This is a genomic window from Asanoa sp. NPDC050611, assembly GCF_040654855.1.
Lineage (GTDB): Bacteria > Actinomycetota > Actinomycetes > Mycobacteriales > Micromonosporaceae > Asanoa.
Window position 1 is genome coordinate 1 of record NZ_JBFAIU010000262.1, and the last position, 11,061, is coordinate 11,061.

Below are 11,061 nucleotides of genomic sequence, written 5' to 3' on the forward strand. Positions count from 1 at the left end.
GCTCAACGCCCTCGGCCGGCGGGAGCTCGCCGGCATTCCGGTGCCGGTGCTGCTCGTCGTCGACAACCCACGCACCAGCCCGACACCCACCGGCGACGCCCAGCGCTTCACCGGCTGGGTCCGCTAGTCACACTCACGAGGGGACCCCACCATGCCTACGTATCCCACGCCCACGCCCATCGACGTCGAGATCAGCCTCATCGTCGGCCACGTGCGGATCACCGCCGGCGACCGCGACACCACCGAGGTCGCGGTCCGGCCCGCCAACTCGGCCAGCAAGTCGATCAAGTTGGCCGAGGAGACCCAGGTCGCGTACGCCGACGGCCGGCTCACCGTCCGCACCCCGAAGAACCTGTCCCGCTGGTTCATCGGCAAGACCGGCCTCATCGACGTGGAGATCGCCGTCCCGGCCGGCTCCCGGCTCGCCGGCAGCACGGACGCCGGCGACCTGCACGTCGTCGGCACCCTCGGGGACACCCGCTACAAGTCCGGCTTCGGCGCGCTGCGGCTGGCCGGGACCGGCCGGCTGCGCCTCGACACCGGAGCGGGCGACGTCACGGTCGACCGGGTCGCCGGCGACGCCGAGGTGACCACCGGCACCGGCCGCGTCCACCTCGACAAGGTCGACGGGACCACCGTGGTCAAGAACTCCAGCGGCGAGACGCTGATCGGCGAGGCCGGCGGCACCGTGCGGGCCAACGGGGCCAACGGCAGCATCGAGGTCGGCCGGGCCGCGGGCGGCGCGACGCTGAAGACCGCCAACGGCAGCCTGCGGGTCCGCTCGGCCGTGCGCGGCCAGGTCTCGCTCGACACCGCCGCCGGCTCGATCGAGGTCGGGATCCCGACCGGCACCGCCGCCTGGCTCGACCTCGACGTCAAGAACGGCGCGGTGCGCAACACCCTCGACGGCGCGTCGGGCCCGGCCGAGACCGACGAGAAGGTCGAGATCCGCGCCCGCACCTACTTCGGAAACGTCTCGATCAGCCGGGCCTGACGCCCGCTCCCCCACTTCACCTCCACCACGAGCCGCGGCAGCATCGCTGCCATGGCTACCAACGCTGCCCTTGTATCAAGGAAAGGAAGCCCACCATGAGTGCGATCGAGGTGTCGGGCCTGCGCAAGGCGTACGGCCGGCACAACGTGCTCGACGGCATCGACCTGCACGTCGCCGAGGGGTCGGTGTTCTCCCTGCTCGGCCCGAACGGCGCCGGCAAGACCACCACCGTCGAGATCCTCACCACCCTGCAGGCACCGGACGCCGGCCGGATCGTCGTCGGCGGCCACGACCTGGCCACGGACCAGCAGGGCGTGCGCAGCGCCATCGGCGTCACCGGCCAGTTCTCCGCGGTCGACAACATCCTCAGCGGCCGCGAGAACCTGCAGCTCATGGCCGACCTGCGGCACATGGGCAAGCGGGCCGGCCGGGCGCGGGTGGCCGAGCTGCTCGAGCGCTTCGACCTGGTCGAGGCGGCCGGGCGACCGGCGTCCACGTACTCCGGCGGCATGCGCCGGCGGCTCGACCTCGCCATGACGCTGGTCGGCACCCCACGGATCATCTTCCTCGACGAGCCGACGACCGGCCTCGACCCGCGCAGCCGGCACACGATGTGGCAGAGCATCCGCGAGCTGGTCGCCGCGGGCACCACGATCTTCCTGACCACCCAGTACCTCGAGGAGGCCGACCAGCTCGCCGACCGGATCGCGCTGCTCAACGGCGGCGTGCTGGTCGCCGAGGGCACACCGGCCGAGCTGAAGCGGCTGGTGCCGGGCGGGCACGTGCGCCTGCAGTTCAGCGACCCGGCCCGGCTGGACCACGCGGCGGGACGGTTCGCCGACGGTACGCGCGACGACGACGCGCTGACCCTCGACGTACCCGGTGATGGCGGTGTGTCGTCGCTCCGCACGCTGCTGGACCGGCTCGCCTACGAGCGCGTCGAACCAGACGGGCTCGCCGTGCACACCCCCGACCTCGACGACGTGTTCCTCGCCCTGACCGCCGCCCCGTCCACCAAGGAGGCCGTCCGATGACAACCACGATGCTCGACTCGGTGACGCTGTTCCGCCGGGACCTCACGCACGCCGTGCGGTTCCCGATGATGACGATCAGCGGCATCGCCACCGCGTCGTTCTTCCTGCTGCTGTTCGTCGGCGTGTTCGGCGACGCGCTGGGCGCGGACTTCCTGCCGGAGGGCGGCGGCCGCTACGTCGACTACATCGCGCCCGGCATCATCCTGATGGCGGCCGGCACCGGCACCGCGGCGACCGCGATCAAGGTCAACCAGGACATGCAGGAAGGCATCATCGCCCGGCTCAGGACGATGTCGATCGCCCGCATGTCGGTGCTGACCGGCCAGGTGGTCGGCAGCCTGGTCCGCACGATCCTCAGCGTCGTGCTGGTCGTCGGGGTCGCGCTCGCGCTGGGCTTCCGGCCGTCGGCGACGCCACTGGAATACCTGGCGGCGCTGGGCGTCTTCGCGATGCTGACGTTCGCGCTGACCTGGCTGGCGGTCGCGTTCGGCCTGCTCACCAAGTCGGTCGCGGGCGCCAACAGCCTGTCGCTGATCCTCCAGTTCCTCCCGCTGATCTCCAGCGCCTTCCTGCCGACGGACTCGATGCCGGCCGGGGTGGCCTGGTTCGCGGAGCACCAGCCGTACACCCCGATCATCGAGACCCTGCGCGGCCTACTGATGGGCTCGGGCATCGGCGACAGCGCCTGGTGGGCGGTCGGCTGGTGCGCGGTGCTGGCGACGGTCGGCTTCTTCTGGTCGCGGGCGCTCTACAACCGCCCCCGCGGCGCCTGACCCGCTCGCTTCCGGGCCCCGACCTTCCAGGTCGGGGCCCTAGGCGTCCCCGCTCTTCCAGAGTCCGCCGTCGACGCGGGGTTCCGACTGCTCGACGGACGGCTGGGCGCGCTACGCGCGTGAGGTCAAGGCCTGAGCTCGTCGCGCACGGTCAGGACGCCGGCGACGTCGACGTCGGCCGAGGTGCCCGGGTAGCCGGATTCCGCGATCAGGCGGGCGCCGAGGACCGCGCTCCAGAACGTGCGGGCCTCCACTTCGGGCGTACGGTCGACCGCCCAGCCCCGGCGGGCAAGGATCGCGGTCAGGTAGTGCTCCGCCTGCCGGAACAGCACCGTCAGGTTCTGCTCCGCGAGCGGCCGCAGCTCCGGCCGGCGTCGGGTGATCGACATGGCCTCGACCACCGACGGCAGGCTCGGCAGGGCGAGCGCCGTGCGGGCCAGCGCCGTCCTGAACGCCTCCGGGGAGCGCTGGCGCCGGCCGATCGGCTCCAGGCGGGCGGCGTCCCGCAACAGCATCAGGAACGCCGCGTGAACAAACAGGGCGTCCTTCGAGCCGAAGTAGTACGTGATCTGGTTGGGGTGCGCACCCGCCGCCGCGGCGATCCCGGCCACGTTGACCCGGTCGAACCCACGTTCGGCGAACAGCTCGACGGCCCGGTCGAGGATCAGCGCACGGGTGCGCCGACCGCGCACCCTGGGCGGCACTGCGGTGGACATCCTTAAGTTGTATGCGATACAACTAGGGCATGTCCACCACCCCAGACGTCGTCGTCACCGGCCTGGGTGCGACGACCCCACTCGGCGGCGACGCCGACGCCCTGTGGCAGGGCGTGCTCGCCGGCCGTTCCGGGGTCCGCCGGATCGACGACCTGGTCGCGGCCTTCACGTTCGCCGCCGACCTGCCCGCGAAGATCGCCGCTCCGATGGCGGTCTCGCCCGCCGACGCGCTGACCCGCGTGCAGGCCCGCCGCATGGACCGCGCGGAGCAGGCGGCGTTCGTCGCCGCCCGCGAGGCCTGGGCCGCTGCGGGCACGCCCGAGGTCGAGCCCGAGCGCCTGGCCGTCGCGATGGGCACGGGCATCGGCGGTGTCACCACCCTGCTCGACCAGGACGACCTGATCGAGGAGCGCGGCCCCGGCAAGGTCTCCCCGCTGACCGTCCCGATGCTGATGCCCAACGGCCCCGCGGCCTGGATCAGCATCGAGTACGGCGCCCGCGCCGGCGTCTTCACCCCGGTCTCGGCGTGCGCGTCGGGCGCCGAGGCGCTCGCCATGGGTGCCCGGCTGATCCGCGACGGCGAGGCCGACGTGGTCATCGCCGGCGGCGCCGAGGCGGCGATCAACCCGCTGACCATCGCCGGCTTCGCACAGGCCCGCACGCTCAGCCGCCGCAACGACGACCCCGAAGCCGCGTCCCGTCCGTTCGACGCGGGCCGCGACGGGTTCGTGCTCGGCGAGGGCGCGGGGGCGATGGTGCTGGAGCGCGCCGACTTCGCCGCCGCCCGCGGCGCCCGGGTGCTGGGCCGGCTGGCCGGCTTCGGGATCACCGCGGACGCGTTCCACATCACAGGCCCGGACCCGACGGGCGCCGGGCAGATCCGCGCGATCCGCAAGGCGCTGGCCAACGCCGGCCTGGACCCGGCGGACATCGTCCACGTCAACTGCCACGCCACGTCCACAGTGGTCGGCGACGTCGGCGAGTCGGCCGCGATCGCGGAGGCGCTGGGCCCCGACACACTGCTGACGGCGCCGAAGTCCAACATCGGCCACCTGGTCGGTGCGGCGGGCGCGGTCGAGGGCATCGTCGCGCTGCTGTCCGCCGTCGAGGGCGTGGCTCCCCGCACCCTCAACCTCGAGGAGAAGGACAAGGAGGTCACGCTCGACGTGGTCGCGGGCGAGACCCGGCAGACCCGCCCGGGCCCGGTCCTGAGCAACTCCTTCGGCTTCGGCGGCCAGAACGTCAGCGTGATCTTCGCACCGGCCTGACGGCGCCGTCCCGGACGCCGCACGGACCGCGGCGTGAGGTCCGGACGGCCGGTCGCGATCCCCTCGGGCCACACAGCGGCTTGACCTTCGCGCCGGCCTGACCGGAGCGGTCCCGGATGCCATGGACCGCGGCCTGAGGTCCGGCGGACGGTCGCGATCCCTTCGGGCCGCACGGCGGCGTGATCTTCGGAGCGGCGTGACCGGTAAGGTCGCTGGCGTGGGACAACGGCGGTGGAGCGCGGTGCCGGCGGTCGCGCGGCCGATCGCGGACGCCGCCGACGACGCGGTGGTCGCGGCCGGAGCGCGGGACGCCGCCGGGCTCGACGCCGCTGTCGCGCGGCTGGCCGCGTACGACCCGGCCCAGGTGGGTCTGCTCCTCGGCACCGTCGTGCGGCACGCGCTCGAGGAGGGGCACCCCGACGGGCTCGGCAGCGACGACGTCCGCGAGACGCTCAAGGCCGCGGTGACCGGCGCCCGGGAGTGGCAGAGCGGCGTCGACCCGCAGGTCGTACTCCTGCTGCTCGCCGGAGCCCTCGGTGTGCACGAGCCGGACCCCGACGAGCCGCCGCTGCGGGCCGATGTCGCCGCCAGGCACGGCGTGCTGCTGGTGGCGCACCTGGTCGACCCGGCCACCTTCGCCGCCCGGCTCGAGCGGGCCGCCACTGAGCTGGCACAGCACGCCGAGTGACCGCGATAGGTTGATCGGGTGGGAGTGACATCGTGTTGAGGCGTAATCGCGGCCGGTCGGGCCAGCCGGACGACGAGCGGCACGACAAGCCGTTACGCCTGTTCCGGCAGCTCGTCCGTTCGGGGCAGCTGCCGGTCTACCAGCCCGAGCTGTGTGAGCACCTCGGCGCCGCGCCGGCCCGCGACGTCGGGCGGCCGGCCGCCTGCGAGGACCACCTGCCCACCGACGAGCCGGTGGTGCACCTGCGGGTCTGCCTGACCTGCGGCCACGTGGCCTGCTGTGACTCGTCACAGCCCCGGCACGCCACCAAGCACGCGCACAAGACCGGGCATCCGGTGATCCAGTCCGCCGAGGTCGGCGAGTCGTGGCGCTGGTGCTATCCGCACGAGCTGCTCGGCTGAAACACCGCTGCGCACGGCTCGTCGTACGCTAATTTTGCGAGGAATGCCCGATTAAGCCCGGGCGGCACCGAGCAGGAGCGGGCGACGATGCCAACCACCACCCACCCGACCGAGCTGCGCCTCGCGTTGGTCTTCAACGGCGGGGTCAGCCTCGCCGTCTGGATGGCCGGCGTCACCCACGAGATCGACCGCCTGCGCCGGGCCGAGGGACCCTGGCGCGACCTCTGCCGCGACGCGAACGCCCGGGTGGTCGTCGACATCATCGCGGGTACGAGCGCCGGCGGCCTCAACGGCACGCTGCTCGCCTGCGCCGTGGCCGCCGGCGAGCCGCTGCCGAGCGAGCTGCGCGACCTCTGGATCCGGGACGCGGCGCTGACCACCGGCAAGCTGCTCGACGACACCGCGGAGACGCCCGACAGCCTGCTCGACGGCGGCTATCTGACCAGGACGATCCGCTCGGTCGTCGGGCCGCGCGCCCAACGGGTCGCCGACCGGGGCGGCCACCCGGCCGAGCCGGTCACACTGTTCGTCACCGCCACCGCGACAGGCGGGCCGCAGCCGCGCGGCACGGACTCGGTCGGCCAGACCTTCGGCTACGAGGACCACCGGCGGCTCTACCGGTTCGTCGCCGACGCGCAGCGCCAGGTGCACGATCCCGACCTCGGGCCGCACCCGACGGTCCGCAACGACTTCACCGCCGGTGAGGCGCTGGTCACCGCGGCGCGCGCGTCGGTCGGCTTGCCGGGCGCGTTCGCGCCGGTGAGCGAGGAGCCGCTGCTGTCGCTGCCGGACCTGCGGGTGCGTCCGGACGTGCCGGAGCTGCGCGACCTGCCCACCTTCCTGGTCGACGGCGGCGTGCTGGACAACGCTCCGTTCGGGCCGGTGGTCGAGGAGATGGCGCAGCGGACGGTCAACGGGCCGTACCGGCGGATCCTCGCCTACGTCGTGCCGAGCTCGGGCGTGCGCGGCAACGGCGCCGTGGTCCCGGCCAGCGATGTCGCCGGCTTCCGCCCGCCGCTGCACGCCGTGTTGTCCGGGTCGCTGAACCTGCCCCGCGAGGTCGACTTCCGGACCGACGTGGACGAGCTCGACGAGCGGCTGGCGGTCGCGGAGGAGTCGCCGGCCGACCGGCTCTTCGACCGGTTGCACGGGCCGGCCGGCTCGGACCTGCGGGCCACGGCGGCGCGGCTGATCCAGGAGTACCGGCGGGCGCGTACCGTCGACGGCGTCTGGAAGGTGCGGCGGCTGTTGACCCGCCGTCCACTGTCGACCGATCTGGGCCGGCCGTCCCGGGTCGACGTCTCCGCTCTCCTCGGCGACCACAACCTGTGGGTGCCGCCGGCGGGCACGCCGCTGGACCACGCGCTGGACGGTCCGTTGTGGACCTGGGGGGTGTCGGCGGCACAGCAGGTGGTCACGATGATGCTGCGCGACGTGCGGCGCCACCTCGACGGTGACAAGCAGGCGCCGGAGTTCGTCGAGCCGCAGCGGCTGGCGCACGGGCTGAGCGCGGCGCTGGCGAAGGTCCTGGCGATCGACTCCGCCGTCCGCCGGGCGACGGTCACGCTGGCCGACGGCGTGGGCCCTGCGGCGTCCGACGAGACGCTCGCTTCCCTGATCAACGCCGCTTTCACACAGCAGCGCGTACGCGAGCACCTGCTGGTGGTCGTCCGCTCCGCGACGTCGTCGTACGCGGAGTCGCTGGGCGCCGACCCGGCCGAGGTGGTCTCGCGGGCGCTGGCGGCCGAGGTGCTGTCGCGGGCGTTCGCGGTGCCGTCGATGCGCGCCCACACGCCACCGTTCGACTTCGTGCGCATCGGGCCCGATGTGGACAGTCCACTGGTCGCGCTCGGCGACTACCGGGACGCCGGCGAGCGCAAGCTGTTCGGCACGCGGGTGGGCCACTTCGGGGCGTTCGCGGCGGACGGTGCCCGGGCGCACGACTGGCTGTGGGGCCGCCTCGACGCCGCCGCGCACCTGACCCGCCTCGTCCTGCGCGACGAGCCGCCGTCGGTGGTCGCGCGACGCACCGCCGCGGTGCAGATGGCGGTGCTCGACGACGAGTCCGGCCGGGCCGGCGCGCCGGACGGCGCCGCGCTGGTGTCCCGCTTGGCGGCGGCGCACCACCGGGTCACCGGCGACGGCCGGGCGTTGGTCCGCTCGTTCCTGCGGGGCGACGAGGGCCGGGCGACGGCGACGGGGGTGGCGCGGGCAGCGACCCGGTTGCTCACCCACGGCGGCTTCTCGCCCTCGGGCGCGGCGCCGCGGGCCAGCTGGCAGCGCACACTCGAGGCGGTCGTGTCGCCCGCACGCCCGCGTGGCCTCACGGTCGGGAACCGCCTTGCCCGGGCGGCCACCGGCCCGCTGCGGGCGGCGTTGTGGACCGGCCTGGGCGACGACCCGACCCGGCTCCCCCGGCGGCTGCGTACACGGCTGATCCTGGTGTTGTCAGGCTGCGCGGCGGTCGTGTTCGTGCTCGGCGCGCTGGCCGGCGCGGCCGTGGCGCTCTACCACAGCGGCGACCAGGTGATCCGCTGGACCGCGTTCGGTCTGGTGCTGGCGGTGATCATCGGCTTCCTGACGGCGGCGTGGCGCACGCTGGCGGCACCGGACCCGGCACAGCCGCCCGAACCATCGCCGGCCGCCGCCGCTCCGTAAGTTTTTCGACATCGGTTTCGCTTCGCGGACCAGGGGTGTACGGTGCCGAGACACCCCTCACATCGAAGGTTTTCGAAACTGATGACCGGGCGCCCGACCATGGCGGAGATCGCCAAGGAAGCCAACGTCGCGATCTCCACGGTGTCCAAGGTCCTCAACGGCCACACGGACGTGTCGGCGTCGACCCGCACCCGGATCGAGCGCCTGCTGGCGGAACGCGGCTACCGCCGCCCGCGGGCCGTCCGCCGGGCCGGTCGGGGCAGCGACCTGGTCGACCTGGTCATCAACGACCTGGACAGCGTGTGGGGCCTGGAGATCCTGTCGGGGGTCGAGGAGGTCCTGGAGGCGGCGGGCCATGCCCTGGTCCTCTCCACGGTCCACAACCGCCAGTCCCTGACCCGCCGCTGGGTGGACTCGGCCCTGGCCCGGGGTTCGCTGGGCGCGATCCTGGTCCTCTCGGAGCTGACGGCGCTGCAGCAGGCGGACCTGGACCGCCGCGGCCTCCCGATCGTGGTGATCGACGGGGTGAGCCAGCCACCACCGGAGGTGGCGTCCATCGGCGCGACCAACTTCGCCGGCGGCTACGCGGCGGCCGAGCATCTGACCGGCCTCGGCCACCGCCGGATCGCCGCGATCGGGGGTCCGGAACGCTTGCAGTGCACGCGGGCCCGCATCGCGGGCTTCCGCGCGGCCCTGGAGTCGGCCGGCGTGGTCGCGGACCGCGCGCTGATCCGCTACGGCAACTTCATGCACGCGGGCGGCTTACGGGGCGCGGAGGCCCTGCTCGCGCTCCCCGAGCCGCCGACGGCCATCTTCGCGGGCAGCGACCAACAGGCGACGGGGGTCTACGAAGCGGTCCGCCGCGCGGGCCGCACCATCCCGGGCGACGTGAGCGTGGTCGGCTTCGACGACCTCAACTTCGCGGAGTGGACGGCTCCGCCGCTGACCACGATCCGCCAGCCACTCCACGAGATGGGCGTCGCGGCCGCCCGCACGCTCCTGCGCATCGTCAACGGCGAGCGCCTGGAGTCGACCCGCATCGAACTGGCCACCCGTCTGGTGGTCCGCGGCAGCACCGCGCCACCCGTCCGGGAGGACCGGTCCCATGGCCATCTATGACCACATCGGTACGACCTATTCGGCCACCCGGCGACCCGACCACCGCATCGCCGCCCACGTTCACGAAGCCCTCGGCGACGCGCGGTCGGTGGTCAACGTGGGTGCCGGCACCGGCTCGTACGAGCCGCCGTGGACGCGTCTCGCCGTCGAGCCCAGCGCCGTGATGATCAGGCAGCGCCCGGTCGGTGCGGCACCGGTGGTCCGGGCGCGGGCCGAGGCGTTGCCGGTCGCCGACGACGCCGTGGACGCGGCGATGGCCCTGCTGACCGTCCATCACTGGGAGAACCTCGAGCGGGGAATCGCCGAACTGCGGCGGATCGCTCGCCGGGTCGTGGTCTTCACCTGGGACCAGCGCGTCACCCGTGAGTTCTGGCTGTTGAGCGAATACCTGCCGGAAGCGACGGCCTTCGAGGACCGGCGAGCCGTGCCGATCGACCGGCTGGCGGCGCTGCTGGGCAACCCGCGGATCACGGTCGTACCGCTGCCGCACGACTGCGTGGACGGGGTAGGCGCGGCCTACTGGCGCCGCCCCGACGCGTACCTGGACCCCACGATCCGCGCCGGCATGTCGATGCTGGCCCAGCACGACGCCGAGACGTTGCGTCCGGGGCTGGACCGGCTCGCCGCGGACCTCGCCTCGGGCCGCTGGCACGACCGCCACCGCGACCTGCTCGACCTCGACCAGCTTGACGTCGGGTACCGGCTCCTCGTCGCCGAGCGCTAGCTGACCGACACTGATCCCTTACGCTCAACCCGATTGACCATCGCGCCGGAGGTACGCGTTGAGTGTCCGCCTGGCGGCCTACGCCGTGTGCATGGAGCGCGGTCTCGTGTTGCTCGCCCGCTATGTGTCCCCGACCGGCGAGACGCATTGGACCCTCCCCGGCGGCAGGGTCGAGCACGCCGAGGACCCGTTCGACACCGTGACCAGGGAGCTGCGGGAGGAAACCGGCTGCGACGGGTTGGTCGAACGCCTGCTGGGCGTGGATTCGAGGGTGATCCCCGCGGCGGAGGCGCGGCTGGGCGTGGAACACCAGAACGTCGGCATCTTCTACCAGGTCCGCATCACCGGTGGCACGCTACGCCCGGAGTCCAACGGCGAGACCGCCGAGTCGGCGTGGACTCCCATCCCTGATGTGGCCGGCCTGCGCCGATCTTCGTTGGTCGACATCGGCCTCGCCCTGGCACGCACCCTGCCGTCGACCGGCCACGTCGACCCGGTGGCGGTTGGCGGCCACATTCAGCACTGATCCGAAGACCGGCCCAAGTCGCCGCTCAAGCCCTTGCCGACAGGCGGGTGAGGATCGCCGCCACCGGCTCTTCGGTGGCGTGCCGGAGTGACGCCGAGCTGTGGGCCGATCACGTGCACGATGCCCTGGTTGTCGTCGCCGAGCGGATGCAGCCGGATGC

General features: G+C 73.3%; 11 protein-coding genes. 10 read left to right on the plus strand and 1 reads right to left on the minus strand.

Features of this window, described 5'->3' with window-relative positions; all coding sequences use genetic code 11:
• Positions 1–151: 151 nt before the first annotated feature.
• The 3 genes from AB0H87_RS30390 (at position 152) to AB0H87_RS30400 (ending at position 2,801) form a co-directional block, all read left to right on the plus strand.
• A complete protein-coding gene (locus tag AB0H87_RS30390) occupies positions 152–994 on the plus strand; it encodes a DUF4097 family beta strand repeat-containing protein (RefSeq protein ID WP_360153175.1) in 843 nt (280 codons plus the stop codon).
• A gap of 95 nt (positions 995–1,089) precedes the next feature.
• Positions 1,090–2,028 carry an ATP-binding cassette domain-containing protein gene (locus AB0H87_RS30395; protein ID WP_360153178.1) on the plus strand — a complete coding sequence of 313 codons (939 nt, stop codon included), beginning with the start codon at positions 1,090–1,092 and terminating at the stop codon, positions 2,026–2,028.
• The gene (locus AB0H87_RS30400; protein ID WP_360153181.1) at positions 2,025–2,801 is read left to right on the plus strand and encodes an ABC transporter permease; all 777 of its coding nucleotides are present in this window, start codon (positions 2,025–2,027) and stop codon (positions 2,799–2,801) included. The genes AB0H87_RS30395 and AB0H87_RS30400 overlap by 4 nt, the downstream gene beginning before the upstream one ends.
• A 125-nt stretch (positions 2,802–2,926) precedes the next feature.
• On the opposite strand, the gene AB0H87_RS30405 is transcribed toward AB0H87_RS30400, so the two are convergent.
• On the minus strand, positions 2,927–3,517 hold the full coding sequence (locus AB0H87_RS30405) for a TetR/AcrR family transcriptional regulator C-terminal domain-containing protein (protein ID WP_360153184.1): 591 nt from the start codon (positions 3,515–3,517) through the stop codon (positions 2,927–2,929).
• Between the two features lie 29 nt (positions 3,518–3,546).
• Here AB0H87_RS30405 and AB0H87_RS30410 point away from each other — a divergent pair, with 29 nt between their 5' ends.
• The 7 genes from AB0H87_RS30410 (at position 3,547) to AB0H87_RS30440 (ending at position 10,901) form a co-directional block, all read left to right on the plus strand.
• On the plus strand, positions 3,547–4,785 hold the full coding sequence (locus tag AB0H87_RS30410) for a beta-ketoacyl-[acyl-carrier-protein] synthase family protein (protein WP_360153187.1): 1,239 nt from the start codon (positions 3,547–3,549) through the stop codon (positions 4,783–4,785).
• Positions 4,786–5,002: 217 nt separating this feature from the next.
• Positions 5,003–5,473 carry a hypothetical protein gene (locus AB0H87_RS30415; RefSeq protein ID WP_360153190.1) on the plus strand — a complete coding sequence of 157 codons (471 nt, stop codon included), beginning with the start codon at positions 5,003–5,005 and terminating at the stop codon, positions 5,471–5,473.
• 32 nt (positions 5,474–5,505) lie between these two features.
• Complete coding sequence (locus AB0H87_RS30420) at positions 5,506–5,874, plus strand: UBP-type zinc finger domain-containing protein (protein ID WP_360153193.1); 369 nt, start codon at positions 5,506–5,508, stop codon at positions 5,872–5,874.
• Between the two features lie 87 nt (positions 5,875–5,961).
• Positions 5,962–8,532, plus strand: a complete 2,571-nt coding sequence (locus AB0H87_RS30425) for a DUF3376 domain-containing protein (RefSeq protein WP_360153196.1) — start codon at positions 5,962–5,964, stop codon at positions 8,530–8,532.
• Positions 8,533–8,613: 81 nt separating this feature from the next.
• Positions 8,614–9,651 carry a LacI family DNA-binding transcriptional regulator gene (locus AB0H87_RS30430; protein ID WP_360153199.1) on the plus strand — a complete coding sequence of 346 codons (1,038 nt, stop codon included), beginning with the start codon at positions 8,614–8,616 and terminating at the stop codon, positions 9,649–9,651.
• Positions 9,638–10,375, plus strand: a complete 738-nt coding sequence (locus AB0H87_RS30435) for a methyltransferase domain-containing protein (RefSeq protein WP_360153202.1) — start codon at positions 9,638–9,640, stop codon at positions 10,373–10,375. Before AB0H87_RS30430 ends, AB0H87_RS30435 begins: the two co-directional genes overlap by 14 nt.
• An 85-nt stretch (positions 10,376–10,460) precedes the next feature.
• Positions 10,461–10,901 (plus strand): NUDIX domain-containing protein, encoded by a 441-nt coding sequence (locus AB0H87_RS30440; RefSeq protein WP_360153205.1) that lies wholly within the window; start codon positions 10,461–10,463, stop codon positions 10,899–10,901.
• The last annotated feature ends 160 nt before the right edge of the window (positions 10,902–11,061 follow it).

Excerpts from the sequence above, each read along its gene's own strand:
- AB0H87_RS30400 (WP_360153181.1), top strand. The coding sequence starts at position 2,025 with ATGACAACCACGATGCTCGACTCGGTGACGCTGTTCCGCCGGGACCTC.
- AB0H87_RS30390 (WP_360153175.1), top strand. The coding sequence starts at position 152 with ATGCCTACGTATCCCACGCCCACGCCCATCGACGTCGAGATCAGCCTC.
- AB0H87_RS30405 (WP_360153184.1), bottom strand. The coding sequence starts at position 3,517 with ATGTCCACCGCAGTGCCGCCCAGGGTGCGCGGTCGGCGCACCCGTGCG.
- AB0H87_RS30395 (WP_360153178.1), top strand. The coding sequence starts at position 1,090 with ATGAGTGCGATCGAGGTGTCGGGCCTGCGCAAGGCGTACGGCCGGCAC.
- AB0H87_RS30410 (WP_360153187.1), top strand. The coding sequence starts at position 3,547 with ATGTCCACCACCCCAGACGTCGTCGTCACCGGCCTGGGTGCGACGACC.
- AB0H87_RS30425 (WP_360153196.1), top strand. The coding sequence starts at position 5,962 with ATGCCAACCACCACCCACCCGACCGAGCTGCGCCTCGCGTTGGTCTTC.
- AB0H87_RS30435 (WP_360153202.1), top strand. The coding sequence starts at position 9,638 with ATGGCCATCTATGACCACATCGGTACGACCTATTCGGCCACCCGGCGA.
- AB0H87_RS30430 (WP_360153199.1), top strand. The coding sequence starts at position 8,614 with ATGACCGGGCGCCCGACCATGGCGGAGATCGCCAAGGAAGCCAACGTC.